General features: G+C 58.6%; 17 protein-coding genes. 14 read left to right on the top strand and 3 right to left on the bottom strand.

Going from position 1 to position 21,074, the window contains the following annotated elements:
* Nucleotides 1-257: 257 nt before the first annotated feature.
* The 5 genes from ACO0LO_RS22545 to ACO0LO_RS22525 all read left to right on the top strand — a co-directional run bounded on the left by ACO0LO_RS22545 (nt 258) and on the right by ACO0LO_RS22525 (nt 8,226).
* Entirely contained in the window at nt 258-1,595 is a 1,338-nt protein-coding gene (locus ACO0LO_RS22545) for an amidohydrolase family protein (protein ID WP_422967610.1), read from the top strand.
* A 96-nt stretch (nt 1,596-1,691) separates the two neighbouring features.
* Complete coding sequence (locus ACO0LO_RS22540; protein ID WP_422967608.1) at nt 1,692-3,176, top strand: APC family permease; 1,485 nt, start codon at nt 1,692-1,694, stop codon at nt 3,174-3,176.
* Nucleotides 3,177-3,201: 25 nt separating this feature from the next.
* Complete coding sequence (locus ACO0LO_RS22535; RefSeq protein ID WP_422967606.1) at nt 3,202-3,672, top strand: CreA family protein; 471 nt, start codon at nt 3,202-3,204, stop codon at nt 3,670-3,672.
* A gap of 538 nt (nt 3,673-4,210) precedes the next feature.
* Nucleotides 4,211-6,565, top strand: a complete 2,355-nt coding sequence (locus ACO0LO_RS22530) for a TonB-dependent receptor (RefSeq protein WP_422967604.1) — start codon at nt 4,211-4,213, stop codon at nt 6,563-6,565.
* A 173-nt stretch (nt 6,566-6,738) separates the two neighbouring features.
* Complete coding sequence (locus ACO0LO_RS22525; protein ID WP_422967602.1) at nt 6,739-8,226, top strand: right-handed parallel beta-helix repeat-containing protein; 1,488 nt, start codon at nt 6,739-6,741, stop codon at nt 8,224-8,226.
* A gap of 25 nt (nt 8,227-8,251) precedes the next feature.
* On the opposite strand, the gene ACO0LO_RS22520 is transcribed toward ACO0LO_RS22525, so the two are convergent.
* Entirely contained in the window at nt 8,252-9,037 is a 786-nt protein-coding gene (locus ACO0LO_RS22520) for a YdcF family protein (RefSeq protein ID WP_422967600.1), read from the bottom strand.
* Nucleotides 9,038-9,326: 289 nt separating this feature from the next.
* Here ACO0LO_RS22520 and ACO0LO_RS22515 point away from each other — a divergent pair, with 289 nt between their 5' ends.
* Complete coding sequence (locus ACO0LO_RS22515) at nt 9,327-10,136, top strand: HDOD domain-containing protein (RefSeq protein WP_422967598.1); 810 nt, start codon at nt 9,327-9,329, stop codon at nt 10,134-10,136.
* Nucleotides 10,137-10,178: 42 nt separating this feature from the next.
* Here ACO0LO_RS22515 and ACO0LO_RS22510 read toward each other — a convergent pair whose 3' ends face one another.
* Together ACO0LO_RS22510 and ACO0LO_RS22505 are read right to left on the bottom strand one after the other, a co-directional pair.
* Nucleotides 10,179-10,373 (bottom strand): hypothetical protein, encoded by a 195-nt coding sequence (locus ACO0LO_RS22510; protein ID WP_422967597.1) that lies wholly within the window; start codon nt 10,371-10,373, stop codon nt 10,179-10,181.
* 89 nt (nt 10,374-10,462) lie between these two features.
* A complete protein-coding gene (locus ACO0LO_RS22505) occupies nt 10,463-10,633 on the bottom strand; it encodes a hypothetical protein (RefSeq protein WP_422967595.1) in 171 nt (56 codons plus the stop codon).
* 435 nt (nt 10,634-11,068) lie between these two features.
* Between ACO0LO_RS22505 and ACO0LO_RS22500 the strand changes: the two genes are divergently transcribed.
* The 8 genes from ACO0LO_RS22500 to ACO0LO_RS22465 all read left to right on the top strand — a co-directional run bounded on the left by ACO0LO_RS22500 (nt 11,069) and on the right by ACO0LO_RS22465 (nt 21,064).
* Nucleotides 11,069-14,401, top strand: coding sequence for an amidohydrolase family protein (locus ACO0LO_RS22500; RefSeq protein WP_422967593.1), 3,333 nt, complete (start codon nt 11,069-11,071; stop codon nt 14,399-14,401).
* A 274-nt stretch (nt 14,402-14,675) separates the two neighbouring features.
* Nucleotides 14,676-15,179 (top strand): (2Fe-2S)-binding protein, encoded by a 504-nt coding sequence (locus ACO0LO_RS22495; protein ID WP_422967591.1) that lies wholly within the window; start codon nt 14,676-14,678, stop codon nt 15,177-15,179.
* On the top strand, nt 15,176-17,374 hold the full coding sequence (locus ACO0LO_RS22490; RefSeq protein WP_422967589.1) for a molybdopterin cofactor-binding domain-containing protein: 2,199 nt from the start codon (nt 15,176-15,178) through the stop codon (nt 17,372-17,374). The genes ACO0LO_RS22495 and ACO0LO_RS22490 overlap by 4 nt, the downstream gene beginning before the upstream one ends.
* Before the next feature lie 2 nt (nt 17,375-17,376).
* Nucleotides 17,377-17,991: a sulfur oxidation c-type cytochrome SoxX gene (gene soxX, locus ACO0LO_RS22485; protein WP_422967587.1), complete on the top strand. Its 615-nt coding sequence runs from the start codon at nt 17,377-17,379 to the stop codon at nt 17,989-17,991.
* Complete coding sequence (locus ACO0LO_RS22480; protein WP_422967585.1) at nt 17,978-18,478, top strand: SoxY-related AACIE arm protein; 501 nt, start codon at nt 17,978-17,980, stop codon at nt 18,476-18,478. Before soxX ends, ACO0LO_RS22480 begins: the two co-directional genes overlap by 14 nt.
* Before the next feature lie 3 nt (nt 18,479-18,481).
* Nucleotides 18,482-18,805, top strand: a complete 324-nt coding sequence (gene soxZ / locus ACO0LO_RS22475; RefSeq protein ID WP_422967583.1) for a thiosulfate oxidation carrier complex protein SoxZ — start codon at nt 18,482-18,484, stop codon at nt 18,803-18,805.
* 10 nt (nt 18,806-18,815) lie between these two features.
* The gene (soxA, locus tag ACO0LO_RS22470; RefSeq protein WP_422967581.1) at nt 18,816-19,649 is read left to right on the top strand and encodes a sulfur oxidation c-type cytochrome SoxA; all 834 of its coding nucleotides are present in this window, start codon (nt 18,816-18,818) and stop codon (nt 19,647-19,649) included.
* Between the two features lie 278 nt (nt 19,650-19,927).
* Nucleotides 19,928-21,064 (top strand): fatty acid desaturase family protein, encoded by a 1,137-nt coding sequence (locus tag ACO0LO_RS22465; RefSeq protein WP_422967579.1) that lies wholly within the window; start codon nt 19,928-19,930, stop codon nt 21,062-21,064.
* Nucleotides 21,065-21,074 lie beyond the last annotated feature (10 nt).

Below are 21,074 nucleotides of genomic sequence, written 5' to 3'. Positions count from 1 at the left end.
AGCAGAGGTTTGCCCCCTGCTTTCTGCAAAAGCCCGGTGAAAATTCGGTTCGGCCGCTTATAGAATTGGCGGCCGGCGTTGCCGGAGCAATAGGGGAAAGATTTGCAACAGGCGATTTGTAACGGTTTCCGCGCAGCCACAGAAATGCTGCCGGATTTAGTCATCACGGATAGAATGAGGCAGTTTTTTTAATCCTGTCTTTATCCCTATTCATTAATGCATGGTTTCATGCATTATTTTAATAATAAGAGAGTCTCATGAAGAAAGCCCTGCAGCAAACACTTCAGACTGCGTTCCAGGCCGCCGCATGTGCGTTGCTGCTGGCGACCGCTTTCGCCAATGCCAATGCCAATGCCAATGCCGCTGACGAAAAAGAGTTCACCGTTATCAAGGCGGGCCGCATGGTGGATGTGGAAACGGCCAAGGTGCTGACGGACCAGCTGATCGTCATCCAGGGCGAGCGCATCGTGTCGGTAGGCCCTGCTGCTGCGGGCAAGATTCCGGCCGGTGCCAGGGTTATCGACCTGTCGGCCGCAACCGTGCTGCCAGGTCTGATCGACTCGCATACGCACCTGACCAGCAATCCGCATGAACACGGTTATTCCAGCCTGGGCACATCCACGGTACGCGCGGCGCTGTACGGCGTGCGCGCCGCGCGCGATACGCTGAACGCGGGCTTTACCTCGGTGCGCAATGTCGGAGCCGATGGCTTTGGCGACGTGGCGCTGCGTGATGCGATCAATGACGGCGATACGCCGGGACCGCGCATGATTGTCTCCGGTTATGCGATAGGCATACAGGGCGGGCATTGCGACGACAATCTTTTGCCGCCGGAATATAACGATACCGGCCGAGGCGTGGCCGACGGCCCGTGGGCTGCCAGGGCCAAGGTCAGGGAAATGGTCAAATACGGCGCCGACGTGATCAAGATCTGTGCTACCGGCGGGGTACTGTCCAAGGGCGATGCGGCTGGCGCGCAGCAATACACATTGGAAGAAATGCAGGCTATCGTGGCTGAAGCGCACAAGCTGGGCCGCAAGGTGGCAGCGCATGCGCACGGCACCAGCGGCATCAACGACGCGATACGCGCGGGTGTGGATTCCGTGGAGCATGCCAGCCTGATCGATGCCGAAGGCATTAAAATGGCGCGCGAAAAGGGCACCTGGCTGGTCATGGATATCTATAACGACGACTATATCCTGGGCGAGGGTGAGAAAGCAGGCTTCTTGCCGGAGTCGCTGGTGAAGGAAAAAGAAATTGGCCAGCTGCAAAGGGATAACTTCCGCAAGGCCTTTGAAGGCGGCGCCCACATGGCGTTCGGCACCGATGCAGGCGTTTACCCGCACGGCGACAATGCGAAGCAATTTTTCTACATGGTCAAATACGGCATGACGCCGATGCAGGCCATACAGGCCGCCACGATCAATGCGGCTGACCTGCTGGGCAAGAAAAAGGACGTAGGCAGCATCAAGGCCGGAAAGTATGCCGATATCATTGCAGTCTTTGCCGATCCGCTGGCCGACGTCACCAGCCTGACCAAGGTCGGTTTCGTCATGAAGGGCGGCCAGCAGATCAAGATGGCCAGGCCGGACTGATGGCCTGACCCGGCGCCGGTCCGCCGGCTACCGGACGCTGGATGCCGTTACTTATTTAAATATGATAGTGAACACGAATAAAAAGAAGGAACACTCTTGAGACGACAGACATTTGGCCAGCAATTGCTCAGGACCAAGCCTATCAGCGGTGGCGAGCAGGGCGATGACCACGAGTTGAAACGTTCGCTGGGTTTGTTTGCGCTGACGATGATAGGCGTAGGCGCAACAATAGGCACCGGCATTTTTTTCACGATGGTGGAAGCCGTGCCCAAAGCCGGCCCCTCGGTAATCCTGTCATTCATCATGGCAGCCGTCACCGCAGGACTGACTGCACTGTGTTATGCGGAGCTGTCGTCGAGGATACCTGCTTCGGGATCTTCCTATTCCTTTGCATATGCCACGATAGGCGAGTTCGCCGCGTTCATCGTGGCCGGCTGCCTGCTGCTGGAATATGGGCTGGCCGCCAGTGCAACGGCAATAGGCTGGTCCGACTACCTGAACAATTTTCTTGTCAACGCGACCGGCTGGAAAATTCCAGAAATCTTGCGGTCGCCGATGATTGCTTCCGGGCCCAAAGGCCTGGAAATACACGCGGGACACTTTAACCTGCCGCCGGTGGCGCTGGTGATAATCTGCGGCTTTCTGCTGCTGCGCGGCGCGAAAGAGTCGGCGACAGTGAACGCCGTCATGGTGTCGATCAAACTGATCATCCTGACTTTCTTTGCCGTGATTGCATTCTCCGGATTTGATGCCGCCAACTTCACGCCGTTTTTCATGGCGGACAGTGTCAAGGGACCGGGCGGCATGTCTGCCGTCACAGCTGCCGCCGCGACGGTGTTCTTTTCGTTTATCGGCCTTGATACCGTCGCGACGGCCGGTTCGGAAGTACGTGACCCCAAGCGCAATGTACCGCTGGGCATACTGGCGGCACTGATCATCGTCACGGTGTTTTATCTCGTGGTTGCGGTAGCCGCGATGGGCGCGCAGCCGGCCAGCAAGTTTGAAGGGCAGGAGGCCGGTCTGGCGGTAATCCTGCAAAACGTTAGCGGCAAGGCCTGGCCCGCACTGGTGCTGTCCGGCGGCGCCGTCATTTCCGTCTTCAGCGTTACGCTGGTGACGATCTACGGCCAGAGCCGGATCTTGTATGCGATCAGCAAAGACGGCCTGATCCCCAAATCCTTCCACGCGGTCAGCGCGCGTACCCGTGTGCCGGTCAACAATACCGTCATTGTCTGCATGGTGGTGGGCCTGGTTGCGGGTTTTGTCGATTCCACCTTTCTGTGGGACATGGTCAGCATGGGTACTTTGGTCGCCTTCATGGTGGTATCCGCAGCGGTACCTGTGATTCGCAAAAAACACGTCGACCCAAGCCAGGATTTAATTCAGGACGCTGGCGGTTTCCGCGTGCCGTTCGGCCCCTATCTCGTGCCGGCGCTGAGCATCATCGCCTGCCTGTATATCCTGAAGGATCTGTCGAAGCTCACTTACTGGGTATTTTTCATCTGGATGGGCATCGCCATTGCCGGTTACTTTATCTACGGCATGCGCAATTCGCGCCTCAATATCAATCATGAGGCTTAGGCATCAATTTACTGTGAGAACATCGATGAAATCATTGAAACTGGCGATCGTCGGCGCATGTCTGCTGGGCAGCGTCGCTCAAGCCGAAACCATCGGCAGCGTGGATACCGCCTTCAAGCTGATCGGTCCCGACCACAAGATCGTCGTTGAAGCTTATGACGATCCCAAGGTGGACGGCGTCACCTGCTATATCTCTCGCGCAAAGACGGGCGGTGTCAGTGGCGCGCTGGGTTTGGCGGAAGACAAGGCGGAAGCTTCCATCGCCTGCCGCCAGGTAGGGGCCATCACTTTCAAGAAGAGCCTGCCGGTGCAGGAAGAGGTATTCAACGAACGTCTGTCCGTGATGTTCAAGAAATTGCGCATCGTGCGCATGGTGGACAAGTCGCGCAATGCGCTGGTGTACCTGACCTACTCAGACAAGCTGGTGGACGGCTCGCCCAAGAATAGCATTACCGCAGTGGCGGTCGACAGGGGCACGGTAATCCCACTCAAATAATTCTGCCTGCATAACCGAACCCCGGAGCGACGATATTGCGCCGGGTTGGTTTCGCAAAAAATCGCACGCCACAAGTCGCCCGCTGGACGTGCGAAAACCCCGTCGGGGCGCCCGCTCCCAGCTATCCGCACCAGCTCTTTTGCCCGTAAAAAATTAGAGCAAAACTTCTAAGCTATTGCCTTGTTTCTGGCGCTGGATCCTCCGACTGTTTTTTTCTTGAGCAGCTTCTTCGCAATTCTGTTTTTCCTCTCCCTATAATTGGGAATTTTCCGAAAGTATTGCACCGCGGCAGCCCAAGGTTTGCACTGTTTTCTTTCAAGAAATTTTCACGTTTGCGGCTTTTCAGCATTAATACCACACGACCTTTGCGTTGCCAAAAGTCTATGCTACCTTAGCCCACGGTTCGCCAAACAATATGAATAATTTATAAGAAAGCAGCCTGCCGGGGCGGCGCAAACAGCGCTGCTCCGGCAGGCTGCTTCAGGGCCCGGGCCGGCACAGGTTCCGGGTTCAACTCCTTGGGAAGGTTTAAAAAAAGATGCAAGTTCAAAAAGGGAAACTGGTTTTTCTCGCCGCAGCAATCTCCTCCATATTTGCCGGCCCGGCATGGGCGCAGCAGGCCGCGGATTCAGTCCCGGCTGCAACTCCGGCAACATCCGGCAACGCAACAGCAGGCAAGCGTAGCGAGCAGATAGAGACCGTGACGGTGACAGCGCAAAAGCGCAAGGAAGACGCGAGCAAGGTACCCCTGAGTATTTCCGTGATGACCGGTGAAGACCTGGTCGGCCAGCACATCAGCGATGTCGGCGACGTAACCCGCGCCATCCCGAATATTTCCTACTCCGGCGCCAGCGGTTCCGGCGCCGGGCTCAGCAATATAGAAATTCGCGGCGTGAGCTCCGCAGCCGGTTCCGCTACTGTCGGCATCTACATGGACGACGTGTCAATGACGACGCGCAACCTGTACAGCCTGGGCAGCGCCGAGCCGAAGCTGTTCGACCTGGACCGCATCGAAGTCTTGCGCGGCCCGCAGGGCACTTTGTACGGCGCCAGTTCCATGGGCGGCACGCTCAAGTTCATCACCAACCAGCCCAATTTCAACGAACGCGAAACCAACGTCTATTCCGAAGTATCTTCGACCAAGGGCGGCGGCACCAATTACACGGCCAATGCCGTGTTCAACCTGCCTATCATCAAGGATGAAATGGCGTTGCGCATAGGCGTGCAGAAAGGCCGTGACAGCGGCTATATCGACCAGGTATCGCCATTGACCGGCAAGGTCATCGCCTCCGACATCAACTCGCAGGAAAGCTCGGTGTTGCGCGCGGCATTGAAATGGCAGCCGACCCGCGGCCTGGTGATTACGCCTTCGATCTTCTACCAGGACGTCAAGAGCGATGATATCGATGCTTCATACACGGCACTGCCAAAGAACCAGACCAGCAAGATCGTCAGGGAGCCGGGCCGCGACAAGCTGACCATTCCTAGCCTGACCGTCAACTACGACCTGGGTTTTGCCGACCTGGTATCCGTGTCCAGCTACTTCAAGCGCGAGTTTGACCGCACGCAGGACGGCACCGTTGTCAACAGCAGCTATATCGGCAGCGTGATCAACGATTCCGGCAATGCGCCTGCAGGTCTCGGCGATACGGTAGCCGGGTTGCCATCTGCGGTGTACCTGAACAACGAGGTCAGGCAGTTCTCGCAGGAGATACGCCTAGCGTCCAAACCGTATGACCCGAAAGTGTCGCCGTTTACCTGGATAGGCGGCGTGTTCTATTCGAACCTGCGTACCAATGTCGTGGATAACGAACCTGTGTTCGGCATCAACCAGGCTTTCACCGCAGCCGGGGCCAGCATTACTGACCCGGGCATCCTGGGTTCCGCTTTCCCGCAGGATAATTCATATTTCAGCGCCCGCCACTATCACACTACGCAAACTGCTGTGTTTGGCGAAACCAGCTACTACTTTACGCCGGCCGTACAGGCGACAGTAGGTGCGCGCTATTTGCGCGCATCGGATTCGCTGACGCGTGACGGCGATTTCTTCTTTGCCGGCGGTCCTGCGCATTCGTATGCATCGTCCGACTTCAGGGCATTCACGCCGAAGTTTGCCGTTACCTGGCAGGTGGACCCCAGCAACACCGTGTATGCATCTGCGACCCAGGGTTTCCGCCTGGGCGGACAGAACCGTGCAATTCCCAGCGACGTCTGCCGTTCCGACCTGAACAACCTGGGCATCAGCGATGCGCCTACATCGTTCACACCGGACAAATTGTGGAGCTATGAAGTCGGCAGCAAATCCCGGCTGCTGGGCAACCGCCTGTCCGTCAACCTGGCGGCGTTCTACATTGACTGGAACAAGCTGCAGCAAGACATCACCTTGCCCGGCTGCGGTTTCGACTATGAGACCAACGTCGGCAAGGCCAAGAGCTATGGTCTGGAAGTGGAGATCAAAGGCAAGCCTACCGCCAATATCGTGCTGGGATTCTCCGGCGGCTACACCGATGCCACGCTGGACAGCGACGTGCCTTCGCTGGGCGCCAAAGCCGGCGACCAGATCCAGGGCGTGCCTAAATACAATGCCAACCTGACCGGCCAGTACAACTTCAATATCACTGAAGATACCTACGGTTTTGCGCGCGCCGCCGTGCACTGGGTAGGCAGCAGCCATGGCAGCCTGGTGCGCACCGATCCTGATTATGTGCGTCCGTCGTATAGCTCCGTGGATGCCAGCATCGGCGCTACGTATGGCGCCTGGGAATTGTCGCTGTTTGCAAAAAACCTGCTGAACAACGACAAGATCATCCAGCGTCCTAATGTGCAATCCGTCAGCGAAGGCTATCGCTTGCGTCCGCTGACAGTGGGCCTGAGCCTGTCCGGCAAACTGTAACGCTGTCAATAAAAAGCGGGTAGTGCTGTTCCGCTTGCCCGGCCCCGCTCACGCGTGGTCGGGCGTTTTTTTATCGGGCCCGGCATGGCGGCAACATGGCAGCGGGTGCTGCTGTTCTGCGAAGCGTGCTTATGCTACGCTACAGGTCCGTTTCCCCCAATTCCGTTTCCCCCATGAGAAGAAGAAAAACCGGACGCCTGAAGCTGTTGCTTGCCGCTTCCGTGCTGTTCATTGTCTCTGCTGTGATTGTGTTGTCGTACGGACTGCAGCGCGCTGCAGTCACGCCGCGCGCGCTCGGCCCCTATGTCGAACACCGTACGCAGGGGCACAACCCCATGATAGAAAAGACCGGCCAGACGGTGGCGGCAGTGCTGACCAGTCTGGACCGGGGCGACGGCGACGATCCTTATGTATTCCCGGCGCTGAAGATAGGCGCGCAGGCTACGGCTGCGGATGCTGTATCGGCTGCATCAGGCAAGCCGGTATATGTGGCCTCCGCAGCGGAAGCGACGCGCGCGATAGCCCAGGCCAGGCCTGGCGATGTCATCAGCTTCCTGCCGGGCACATACCGCTTTGAAGGGCAGGGCTCGATCAAGGTCACGCAGGCCGGTAGCGCAGCGCAGAGGATCACGGTTACCGCGGAACGCCCGGGCACGGTCATTCTGGAATTCAATATGGTGGAGGGTTTCCGGGTCGCCGCACCCTATTGGACTTTTGAAAACCTGACCATCAAGGGCATATGCGCGAATCACAGCGATTGCGAACATGCTTTCCACGTCGTCGGCAGGGCTGCGCATTTCATCGCCCGCAACAATACGATCACCGATTTCAATGCGCAGTTCAAGATCAATGGCGAGGACGGCTTCATGCCGGACGACGGCCTGATTGAATCCAATTCACTGAGCAATTCCAGTGTGCGCAATACCGCCAACCCGGTCACGATGATGGATATGGTGGCAGCCAGCCGCTGGGTCATACGGCGCAACCTGATCACTGATTTCATCAAGGGTGACGGCAACAAGGTCAGTTACGGCGCGTTTGCCAAAGGCGCCGGCATCGACAACCGCTTCGAGGAAAATATCGTCATTTGCGAACACCGGCTGAAAGGACTGCCCGGCGCGCGCGTGGGCCTGTCTTTCGGCGGCGGCGGCACCGGCAAGGAATATTGCCGGGACAAGCGCTGCATTACCGAGCATGAAAGGGGAACGATGCAGGCCAACCTGATCATGTCCTGTTCGGATGAAGGTATTTACATCAACCGCAGCGCGACCAGCAAGCTGATCCATAACACGCTGGTCGACACCAGCGGTATCGCCGTGCGTTTTCCGGAAAGCAGCGCCGATCTGGAAGGCAATCTGGTCGACGGCAGGATACTCGGGCGCGACGGCGGCATCCTCCGCGGCGAGGACAATATCGAGACCTCCGTGGCCTCGCTGTATATCGGCAGGCATGGCGTGCGCCAGTTGTTTGCCGGCGCCTCGCATTTGGATTTCGCCTGGGCGTCGACGCCGCCGCGCCGCAAGGCAGCGCAGCCGGGTATCCTGGATTTATGCGGCGGCCCGCGTCCTGGCCAGCCGCCTCCCGTATATGGCGCTTTCGAGGATTTTTCCGGTTGTTATCCAGCGGCCCCGGCCAAACCGCCGCTGAATGCGGCGCGCTGATGCATGCCGCGTGCCGGCGAGGTATTTATGCCGTGTGGGAAGACATGCTGATGCGGTACCACAGCAAGCCCACCCATTCATAGATGGCGTAGTGGGAGCGGCGCAGGCTTTCCACACCGGGAATAAAGAAATTGCCGGGGCGGAAATCGTAAGTGTTCAGGAACATCGTCGGTGCAGCCACCACCTGCAGCCCCTGTTGCTGGAAGGCCAGCTTGGCGCGCCGCATGTGCATCGCGTCCGTCACCAGCAGGATGCGCGTGACGCCGGCAGACTTTAATATTTTTGCGGAAAATTCCGCATTTTCAGCGGTGTTGGCGGATGCCGTCTCCAGCCATTTGACCGGCGTCGCAAAATCTTCCTGCAGGCCCCTGGCCATGCCCTGGGCCAGCGGCTCGTTGTTGCCGAAGGCCTTGCCCAGGCCGCCCGTCACCAGCACCGGCAGCATGCTTTCCCTGTGCAGTTTTGCCGCATAGCGCATGCGTGCCAGCGCAATGTAGTCGGGGATATCCTTTTTGCCGTATTCAGGCGCCTCCGCTACCTTGCCGGCGGTAAGCACCACTATCGCCTGCGCGCCTGTATTGGCGGAGGATGCAAGCGGTGCCTCCAGTTTTTCCAGTGAATTACCCAGCAGGCAGGCGCCGATGTCCGTGCTCAGTATGAACAGCAGCAAGACCGAGCCCACGCACAGCGTATGGCTGGTGCGGGGCCACTTTTTTCTGACAATCAGACCTAATGCGAAAAGGACAAACAGGCAGGCGGGTGGAAGTATCAAATTCCGGAAGAGAATATAGATCATTCCACTTACGCTCATAGGTAAATCCCTTTTTGCTTTAAAATAGGCAGGGTCCGCTCAAGCGAATGGCATCCCAGGCGACATTATATGTTGTCAGCCTGATTCAGGGCAGCGGTAATGTATCGCAGGATAGTGATCGCTAAATGCAATTTTTTGTTTCCTGATAGGTATGGAGCGGCATCCTGGTTTATCCTTAGCGCTCGATCATGGCTTCAACACGCCCTAGACTCCTCTGTCGTATCTGTCAAAATTGATGAAAAACTCCCCGTCACCGAGTATAAATACTGAAAAGTCAGTAGATGCGCTGGTGAAAACCATACGGATTCCGCCGCGGCCCAGTTTGCTGGCCGACGTGCAGCAGGAATTGTCCGCGCGCGAGCCCGATCCGAAAAAACTGGCAAAAATCATCGCCAATGACGTTGCGCTGGCGGCATCGCTGATGAAGCTGACGAATTCCTCGTTTTTTGGTTTGCGGTTGAAAGCGGGCTCGGTGGAGCATGCGGTGGATTTGCTGGGACTAGACCAGTGCAGTATGCTGTTGACCGGCATCATTGCGCGTCAGACCATGAGCAATGGCGGCGCAGCGATGGCGCGTTTCTGGGATTTTTCCACCAAGAGGGCACAGGCAATGAGCTTTCTCGCGCGACAGATGCGCGCCTGCCCTACCGATATTGCGCACACCTTCGGCCTGTTTTGCGACATTGGCGTGCCCTTGCTGATGGAAAAATTCCCCGATTACAGCAAAAACCTGGAGAAGGCCGCCAAGGACCTCGACCACAAGATCACCGACCTGGAAGACCAGCGCTACAGTACCAACCATGCGGCGGTGGGTTCATTATTGGCCAGGACCTGGGGGCTGCCGAATGAGGTATCAGTCGCTATCCTGCTGCAGCACGATTATTCCAGCCTGCAGGACAAATCAACCGAAGACCGCGTCCGCACGCTGATCGCGCTGGCGCTGCTGGCGGAATACGCGATCCACAAATATCACGGGGAAGACCTGTTTGCCGAATGGGAAAAGGGCGGGGATCTGGCCTGCCAGTTCCTCGGCATGTCGCAGCACGAAGTGGAAGACCGGTTTGACGAGTTGCACGACATGTTTAACGGTATCAGCTAGCGTCCCAAGCGATTCTGCCGGCCTGTTGAAGGCCAGTTGCAGTCAGGGCCTCCCACCCAATACCCTGGCAGGCAGCAGGATAACCGCGCGCAGCAGTTCAAATACTCCCTCCAGCGCAATTCCCAGCAGCCGGAACGGCAACAGCAGCAGCCAGGCTAGCGGGTAGAGCACGATAGCCAGCAGTGCCAGCGGCCAGCACAGGAACAGCAATACCATCCATAATAAAAACGCAAACATAAGACTGGCCCTATCAGGTCGGTTAAAAGTGCATTCTTAAAGCGGCGTGTTGCCTACGCCGCTTTGATTGCAGGAGATGCAGTAGCAGGTCAGGAATCGCCGAGGCGCTTGCCGGTGATGACGACGGTATGCACTTGATTGTCGCTATCGGCGGCGATGATAGTTTTCGGTGCAGGAATGACTGCTGCCATCAAGCCTGAGACTATCGCTGCTGCAATGGCGGCGATGACGACGCCATCCATATTTTCACTGAGTTTCATGATCTTTCCTTTCAGGGCTGCGGTGTATGGATTCACTGTAGACCCGTAGCGGCTGCATTTCCAATGGAATGTGATGAAGCGTATTTTGGGGAAGACAGAATGCACGGATGCGGGATAAAACGGCGGGTTTGCCGTGCTTTCTGACAGCGGCCTGGGATAGCGATCGGCCGGAATTTGGCTGAAAACACGGCGTTGAAAACATCTTGCCAAACGCTTTTGACAGAGGACAACGCTCTCAGAGAAAGCTTATGCAAAATTTTGACCGGCATTTGTAACAAACTCTATTTCCACCCGACATCTTTCTTGACATAAACCGTTCTCGCCAATAATACTTGCCTTCGTTTTACGTTTTCGGCCGGCGCCGCGAAGCCTGCAAGGCTTCGTTCCAGCATCACGGCCCTCTAAGCACCGCCCTCTATAAAAACCCACGGAGTGATGATGAAGATTTTCCCTAATTTCCCGGCTTTCCGGATGACGCTGCTGGCAGCGGCGATAGGAACGCTGGCCCTGACCGGCTTTGCCGCTGACGCAGCTAAAGAGCCTGGCAAAGAGCCCGGCAAAGAAGCAGACAAGAAAAAATGGGACGTCAATCATCCTCCGGGCCCATCGGCCATTGTCAATCTCGATACCCATACCGGCACCTGGATGACGGTGGACGTCAGCCCCGACGGCAAGCAGATCGTGTTTGACCTGCTGGGCGACCTGTATCTGTTGCCGATAGAAGGCGGTGAAGCAAAGCCGCTGACCCATAGCATTGCATGGGAAATGCAGGCGCGCTTTTCTCCGGACGGCAAACAGCTGACCTATATGTCCGACCAGGGCGGCGGCGACAACATCTGGGTGATGAATGTGGACGGTAGCAATCCACATGAAGTATCCAAGGAAAATTTCCGCCTGCTGAATAATCCGGTATGGCATCCCAACGGCAAATACATCGCGGCGCGCAAGCACTATACCGGCACCCGCTCGCTCGGCTCCGGCGAAATCTGGCTGTTCCACGCCAGCGGCGGCGCCGGCGTGCAGCTCAATGAAAAACCGAACTGGCAAAAAGACCTGGGCGAACCGGCGTTTTCTCCCGATGGCCGCTATGTTTATTATTCCCAGGATACGACGCCCGGTACCAGCTTTGAATACAATAAAAATTCCAACAAGCAGATCTACCAGATTTTCCGCAAGGACCTGCAGGAAGGCAAGACCAAGGCTTTCGTCAGCGGCCCGGGCGGCGCGATCCGTCCCGTGCCTTCGCCGGACGGCAAGTACCTGGCCTTTGTGCGACGGGTCCGCAACCAGAGCACGCTCTTCCTGAAAGACCTCACTACAGGCGTGGAAACGCCGGCGTGGAACCAGCTGGACAGGGACATGCAGGAGGCCTGGGCCGTGCAGGGCGTTTACCCCGGCTTCAACTGGCTGCCGGGCAGTAAGGAAATCGTGGTCTGGGCCAAGGGCAAGATCTGGCGCGTGGACCCGTTTGCGCACACTGCGAAGGACATTCCTTTCCACGTCAAGGATACCCGCGAGGTACGCCCGGCCCTGCGTGTAGAAACCGCCGTGGCGCCGGACCAGTTTGACGTCCATCAGCTGCGTTGGGTGAACGTATCGCCGGCGGGCGACAAGGTCGTCTATTCGGCGCTGGGCCACCTGTACCTGCGCGATCTGCCAAACGGCACGCCACGCCGCCTGAGCAAGCAAAACGATCACTTCGAATTCTTCCCGCAATTCTCGCGCAATGGCAATCGCATCGTATTTACGACCTGGGATGACGCCAAGCTCGGGTCCGTGCGTACCGTCGATGTGCGCAGCGGCAAGGAAACCGTATTGACCAATGCGGCCGGCAAGTACCTCGATCCGGCGTTTTCTCCCGACGGCAAACAGGTGGCCTTTGTCAAATCAAAAGGCGGCTACCTGACCACGCCATGGTATGGCATGGAAACCGGTGTCTATACCGTCAGCACGGATGGCAAGACTGCTCCGCACCTGCTGACCGAAGAGGGCAGTGCGCCGCAATTCGGCAAGGACAGCGATACCGTGTTTGTGACCCGCACCAAGCATACCGGCGAAGTGGACTGGACGACGTCGCTGGTGCGCATCAAGCTGGACAAGTCGGAGGCTGAACAGCCGGTGGCCACCGGTGAATTCGTCAGCGACTTTTCGCTGTCGCCAGATGGCGCGTGGCTGGCGTACCAGGAGCGCTTTCATAGTTATGTGATGCCGCTGCCGCTGGCCGGCAAGCCGGTCACGATAGGTCCGAAAGCTGATGCGCTGCCGGTAAAACAGCTGGACGTCAATGAGGGAGATTACCTGCACTGGTCCGGCGACAGCAGCAAGCTGCATTTCTCGCTGGGCGATGAGCTGTTTACAACCGAACTCAAAAACGCCTTTGCCTTTGTGGACGGCGCGCCCAAAGAGCTGCCCAAGCCTGCGGAAAATGGCCTGAAGATAGGCTTCCGCGAAGCTGCCGACAAGCCGCACGGCATTACCGTAGTGTCAGGCGCCCGTATCGTCACCATGAAGGGGGATGAGGTGATAGAAGACGGCCGCATCGTCGTCAAGGATAACCGAATCGTGGCAGTCGGCAAGGCTGCCGATATTGCAGTGCCTGCCGGCGCCAAGCTGGTTGACGCCGGCGGCAAGACCATCATTCCCGGCATCGTCGATGTGCACTGGCACGGCGGCATGGGCGAAGATGAAATCATTCCTCAGCAGAGCTGGATCAATTATGCATCTCTGGCCTTCGGCGTGACGACGCTGCACGACCCGTCTAACCGCACGTCGGAAATATTTTCGCAAGCCGAGATGCAGCGCGCCGGCGAAGTGGTCGGGCCGCGCATTTTCTCCACCGGCACCATCCTGTACGGCGCCAAGGCCAACATCAGTGCTGTCGTCAACAGCCTGGACGACGCGCTGACGCACCTGAAACGGATGAAGGCGGCCGGTGCGATCTCGGTCAAGAGCTACAATCAGCCGCGCCGCGACCAGCGCCAGCAGATACTAGAGGCCGCTCGCGAGACCGGCATGATGGTGGTGCCCGAAGGCGGCTCGCTGTTTGAAACCAATATGACGATGGTCGTGGACGGCCATACCGGCGTCGAGCATGCCATCCCGGTCGCCAATGCGTATGACGATGTCAAGCAGCTGTGGTCGCAGACCAAGGTGGGCTACACGCCGACGCTGATCGTCGGCTACGGCGGGCTGGACGGCGAGACCTACTGGTATGCACATAGCGATGTGTGGCGCCACCCGCTGCTGTCGCGTTACGTGCCGCGTTCCGTGCTGGAGCCGCGCAGCGTCAGGCGTGAGCTGGCGCCGGAAGAAGACTATAACGTTTTCAAGATCGCCAGCACCGCAACCGAACTACAACGTGCTGGTGTGCCTGTCAATCTGGGGGCGCACGGCCAGCGTGAGGGCCTGGGCGCGCACTGGGAAATGTGGACATTGGCGCGCGGCGGCATGACGCCACTGGAAATCATCCGCACCGCGACCTTGAACGGCGCCCGCTACCTGGGCATGGACAAGGACATCGGTTCGCTGGAACCCGGCAAGCTGGCGGATATGGCCATCATTGACGGCGATATCCTGAAAGACATCCGCCAGTCCGACCGCGTCAGCCAGGTCATGCTGAATGGCCGCCTGTACGACAGCGCGACGATGAACGAAGTCGGCGCCACGCCCAAGGCCCGCAAGCCCTTCTTCTTTGAAGGCGCAAGCGGTGCGGCGGCGCCGGTGGAAACGCGCAGCGAAGCGGAAGGGACAGGCGCCGACCTGGACTGACTTCCGTCCTGATCAGCGCGAAGCTGCTGCCAGAAACGGCAGGCTCCGAACGGGGCCTGCCGTTTTTTTTATTTTTCCATGTTCGGCATACGTGCTGTTATGTGTTGGCTATATACCTTTAAATATAACGAAAATCCGCTTTTGGCCATGCCGCACACATCGTAAAAAGAAGGTGTAATATATCTGCGCATTCGAGTCGAGCAACGCATCTACCCGGCAGTTTCCCCCCAAAGATTTCAGCAGAATTTCACACACAGGATTGAGGAGCTCAGGCATGGCAACACTAAATATCAATGGCAAGGCAAGAGAGTTTGAGGCGGAACAGGATACGCCGCTGCTCTGGGTACTGCGCGAACAGCTGGGCATGACCGGCACCAAATACGGCTGCGGCGTGGCGCAATGCGGCGCCTGCACCGTGCACATCGATGGCGTCGCCACCCGCAGCTGCGTGATGCCCGCGTCGGCGCTCACTCCCAAGCAAAAAATCGTCACGATAGAAGGCCTGTCGCCGGATGGCTCGCATCCTGTGCAAAAAGCCTGGGCCGCGATGGACGTGCCGCAATGCGGATTCTGCCAGAGCGGCATGATCATGGCCGCCGTAGCGCTGCTGAAGAATAAACCCAAGCCTACCGACGCCGACATCGATGATGCGATGACCAACATCTGCCGCTGCGGCACCTATAACCGCGTGCGTTCAGCGATCAAGGTCGTCGCGCATGGCGGCGATACCAAGCTGGCCCACCTGTCCATCACTCATGCAGACGGGAGCGTAAAATGAGCCGCGCCCCGATTTCCCTGACGCCGCCTAACCCGTCGCGCCGCCGTTTCCTGGGTACCTCTGCCGTCGCAGTCGGCGGGCTGGTGGTCGGATTCCATATCCCTTTTTCAGGCGAAGCGCTGGCGCAGGCCACTACCGACGTGCCCGAAGTCAATGCCTGGGTCGTCATCAAACCGGACGATACCGTCGTCATTCGCATTGCCCGTTCCGAAATGGGGCAGGGCACGCTGACCGGTCTGGCGCAGCTGGTGGCCGAAGAGCTGGAATGCAACTGGGCCAAGGTCACCACCGAATACCCGACACCAGGCCAGAGCCTGGCGCGTAACCGTGTCTGGGGCAACTTCTCCACCGGCGGCAGCCGCGGCATCCGTGAGTCGCAGGATTACGTACGCAAGGGCGGCGCGATTGCCCGCACGATGCTGATACAGGCCGCTGCCGACGAATGGAAAGTGCCGGCCGGCGAATGCACGGTATCCAAAAGCGTCATCACGCACAAGGCGTCAAACCGCACGACGACCTACGGCAAGGTAGCACTGGCGGCTTCCAAGCTGACGCCTCCCGACAATGTGACGCTGAAAGATCCGAAGGACTGGAAGCTGGTCGGCAAGCGCCTGGCGCGGCTGGACACCGTCAACAAGACCACCGGCAAGCAGATCTACGGCATGGACCTGAAAATGCCGGGCCTGCTGAATGCGGCCATCAAGGATTGCCCGGTATTCGGCGGCAAGGTCAAGAGTTTCGACGCTTCTGCGATAGAAAAACGCCCCGGCATCAAAAAGATAGTACAGGTCGGCGACAGCGGCGTTGCCGTGATTGCAGATACCTGGTGGCGCGCCAAGAGTGCGCTGGACGCGATGACGATAGAGTGGGATTTCGGCCCCAATGCGCAAGTTTCCAGCGCCAGCATCGCCGAGATCAACAAGGCCGGGCTGGATGCGGCGGAAGCTGCCGTCGGTAACGAGAAGGGCGATGCACGCGCTGCAATTGCCGCCTCTCCACGCAAGTTTGAAGCGGTATATTCATACCCTTACCAGAACCACGCAACAATGGAAGTGATGAACGCGACAGCCAGGTGGACGCCGGAGCGTTGCGAAGTCTGGACGCCGACGCAGAATGGCGAAGCCGCACTGGCAACCGCGGCGGAAGCGGCAGAGCTGCCGCCCACCAAGTGTGACGTATACAAGCTGCACCTGGGCGGTGGATTCGGCCGCCGCGGTGCGGTGCATGACTGGGTCAGGCAGGCAGTATTGATTGCCAAGCAGATGCCCGACACGCCGATCAAGCTGCTGTGGACGCGCGAAGAAGACATGACGCACGGCCGCTATCACCCTATCACGCAATGCAAGCTCAGCGCAGGCATGGATGCGGACGGCAATGTCACCGGCTTCCACATGCGGCTGTCGGGCCAGTCCATCGTGGCCAGCATTTCGCCGCAAAGCATCAAGGACGGCAAGGACCCGGTCGTCTTCCAGGGTCTCAACCCTCCCGGCCCGGAAGCCTCGTTCGGCTACGGTTTCAACGACCTGCTAATCGACTATGCAATGCGCAACCACCACGTGCCGGCAGGTTTCTGGCGCGGCGTGAACCTGAACCACAATACCATCTACTTCGAATGCTTTGTCGATGAGCTGGCGCATGCAGCCAAGCAGGATCCGCTGGCCTTCCGCCGAAAATACCTGGCCGGCAGCCCGAAAAACCTGGCGGTGCTGAATGCTGTTGCAGAGCGCGCCGGCTGGGGCAAACCAGCGCCCACGGGGGTGTTCCGCGGCCTCGCGCAGACCATGGGTTTCGGCAGCTATGTGGCCGCATGCGCGGAAGTGTCCGTCAACAAGGAAGGCGAGGTCAGGGTGCACCGCATCGTGGCGGCGACCGATCCCGGTTATGCCGTCAATCCGCAGCAGATTGAGGCGCAGGTCGAGGGCTCGTTTGCCTATGGCCTGTCCGCGGCGCTGTATGGCGAATGCACGGTCAAGGACGGCCGTATCGAACAGCAGAACTTCGATACCTATCCGCCGATGAAGATGGACAGGATGCCGAAGGTGGAAACCATCGTCATGCCGTCCGGCGGATTCTGGGGCGGTGTCGGCGAACCGACGATTGCCGTCGCCGCGCCTGCCGTGCTGAATGCCATTTTTGCCGCGACCGGCAAGCGTATCCGCGAACTGCCGTTGAAAAACCATAGCCTGAAGGCATAGCGATGTGCGATGCGCAAGCCGGAAGCAGGCGTCCGGCCTGCGCGCGCGCGGAAACCGGCAGAAATGCTGCAGGCGGGGCCATACTGGTCCGGTCTGCGGCATTTGTATTTTTACTGACGACTTATGGCGGCGTGCAGGCGCAACAGAGCGCAGGCGCAGCGGCCGCATCCTTGCCGGCGCCAGCCACTGCCCGCGCTGCCCTTACGGTCTATGCAGTGGAGGGCGACTCTATTCCGCTGTCGTTGACGGGTACAGCTGGCGACGCTGCCAGGGGCCGGGCCATCGTTGCCAGCCGCCAGCAGGGCTTGTGCCTGTTGTGTCATACTGGTCCCATACCGGAAGAGCGTTTCCAGGGCAACCTGGCGCCCGATCTGGCCGGGGCCGGCAGCCGCTGGTCCGAAGGACAGCTACGGCTGCGTATCGTCGATGCGCGCCGCTTCAATGCCGCAACGATCATGCCGTCCTACTACCGCACGCAAGACCTGGTGCGCACGTCGGCGGCATGGCAGGGCAAGCCTGTGCTGTCGGCGCAGCAGATAGAAGACGTGGTGTCCTTCCTGGTCACGCTGAAGAGTGATGGGGATAGCGGCAGTAACAAGAAAGATGGGTCTGAATAAAATGAGCGTCATCGATTTTTCCGTATATCCGCAGCGCCAGGTGGTACGGCGCAGGCTGCTGAAGGCCGGTGCGGCGCTGGGCGCTTGGCTGATCATCCGTCCTGCGATATCGGCCTCGGAAGACCTGGCCAGTGCGATACGCGGCTATACCGGGGGTGCAGTCGCATTGCCGGGCAAGGTCAAGCTGGATGTGGCGGCCCTCGTGGATAACGGCAATACGGTGCCGCTCAGCGTCGCCGTGGACAGCCCGATGACGGCCGCCGACCACGTCGTGAAGATCGCTATATTCAATGAAAAAAATCCGCAGCGCGACGTCATCAAATTCACCCTGGGTGCCAGGGCCGGCAAGGCGGAGGTAGTCAGCCGCATCCGGCTGGCGACTTCGCAAAAGCTGGTGGCGGTGGCACAGACCAGCGACGGCAGGTTCTGGTCCGACAGCGTGGACGTCATCGTGACGCTGGCCGCCTGCATAGAAGGAGACGTATAAACCATGGCAAGCACCGTCATTAATGTCCCCGAAAAAGCCAGGCGCGGAGAAGTGATAGAAATCCGCACGCTGATCCGGCATACGATGGAAACCGGTTTCCGCCCCGGTGCGGACGGCAGCATACAGCCGCGCGACATCATCCAGCGTTTCAGCTGCCGGTACAACGGCGAACAGGTGTTTGGCGCGGAACTGTTTTCTGCCGTAGCTGCCAATCCCTACATCGCTTTCCACACGGTCGCGACCGACAGCGGTACGCTGGTTTTCCACTGGGAAGGCGATAACGGCTTCAGCCAGACCGAGACGGCGAAGATCACCGTCACCGACTGATGCACTGAGCATGGAACACCTGTCCAGCTGGCGAAAAAAGCTCGCGCTGCCCAGATTTTTCGGGCTGGCTGCAGCCTTGCTGTATTCCGTCGTTGCAGTATTTACCGCCGGCGCAGCAGGCCAGGGTGTGCCGTCTGCAAAAGACGAGCGCCGTTCCGGCTTCGAATTCATGGGTGCATCCACGCAGGCAATGCAACTGAGCGAAGCGCTCAACCCCGGCATGCTGTGGGTCAAGGATGGGGAAGTATTGTGGGGCAAGGCCATGGGCAAGAGCCAGCTCTCCTGCGCTTCCTGCCATGGCGATGCCAGGACCAGCATGCGTGGCGTAGCCGCGCGTTATCCTGCGCTCGACGAAGGCCTGAAACGCCCGGTGGACCTGATGCAGCGCATCAAGATGTGCCGTACCGGCAAGCAGCTGGCTGAGCCTTTACGCGCCGAGAGCCAGGAACTGCTCGGCCTGGAGGCCTATGTGGCTTATCAGTCGCGCGGCATGCCGGTGGCGCCGCCGGCAGATGCGCGGCTCAAGCCTTTCATCGCCAGCGGGCTGCAACGCTTCCAGCAGCGCATGGGCCAGCTGGACCTGTCCTGTGCGCAGTGTCATGCCGAGCGGTCGGGGCAGCGCCTGGGCAGCAGCCTCATTCCTCAGGCCCATCCTACCGGCTATCCGCAATACCGGCTTGAATGGCAGGGCCTGGGCTCGCTGCAGCGGCGCCTGCGCGGCTGCATGAGCGGTGTGCGCGCCGAGCCGTTTGCCTACGATTCGCAAGAACTCGCAGAACTGGAACTCTATCTTGCCGTTCGCGCGAAAGGCATGCCCATGGAGGGCATAGGCGTGCGTCCCTGACCGTGAATAGCGTAGGGCTGCCGCCGGCAATGTTACAAGTGTAAATAGTGCCGCCTCGTTTTTCTCCCCGTCTCTTTTTTGCCGCAATTTGTAGCTGCGGACACCCCTTTTTTCATCGCTCTTTCACTCGCGTGGCGACGCTGCCCGACGCTTTTCTTGTACATTTGAAAAGCCGCTAATTGAAGGTGTTTACTACACCTGTTCCTCGTTTCTGTTGAGTAATAATGACGTTAGGATAGAAATGTTGCCAATCTCCAACTCCTATCCGGTGCATTAAAATGAACCTGTTTGCGCGCACGACGACAGTAATAACCAGCAGCACTGCGGTACAGACTGAACAGCCTACGCATCGCGACGTAGTCAAGGAAATGGCGTCCTATGCGACGCCGGACACCCGCAAGGGCCTGAGCATTTTCATTGCGGATTTCAGCCTGTTTTTTGCTTCTTTTGCCGCCGTATTATTTGTGCCTTCGCTGGCATTGAAAATCGTCGCATCGGTGATTGCCGGCATCAAGCTCGCCAACCTGGCTGCGATTGCGCATGACGCCGCGCACAACAGCTTGACGCCATCGCGCCGCCTGAACTGGTGGATCAGCGTGCTGTCCTTCATGCCCTGCCTGTTCAACTACCGTCTGTGGGTATACGACCATCACGCGCTGCATCATCCGCATACCAACGGCGAGCACGTCGATTCCTATCAACCCTTGTCCAAGCCTGCCTACGATGCGCTGTCGTCCATGCAAAAGCGCTGGTACAGGTTTACCCGTTCCGGCAATCCGCTGGCGTTTGGCTGCTACTACATCCTGCAGCGCTGGTCGCGCGTCAAATTCATGCCTGGCGCCTTTTTGCCGAAAGCGCACCGCGCTTCAGCGTGGAAGCACACCGCTTTTGTCGTAGCCTACTTCGCCATCATGATGACGGTGCTGGTCACCGCGCCGCTGTATGCGCCGGTTGGCTTGGTGACAGCCGTGGTGCTGGGGTTTGCGCTGCCGTTCTTCATTTTCCAGTCGCTGCTGTCCGCCTCGCTGTACATCAACCATACGCACCCCGATATTCCCTGGCTCAACGGCGATACCAGTCTGAGCAAGAAGCTGAAGCCAGAGCACATGACAGTGCATCTGCGCTTCCCCAAATGGTTTGCTGCACTGATACACAATTTCTACGAACATCCTGCGCACCACGCCTATCCGGCAATTCCTTGCTACCGCTTGTGGGATGCGCAAGCCCGACTGAACCAGATGCTGGGCGCGCGCGCCATCGTCATGCGTTTTTCGTTGCCGGCGCTGAAAACCGTTTTCGAGCAATGCAAACTGTACGACTATGAAAACCATTGCTGGCTCGATTTCAACGGCAGGCCGACGACGCCGACCTGCCGCCTGATCCTTGAAAACCAGCAGTCCCTGATTGACGCATAAGAACATCCGA

Source organism: Undibacterium sp. TJN25, assembly GCF_049339885.1.
Taxonomy (GTDB): Bacteria; Pseudomonadota; Gammaproteobacteria; order Burkholderiales; family Burkholderiaceae_D; genus Undibacterium.
This window is presented reverse-complemented; position numbering and strand designations above follow the sequence as displayed.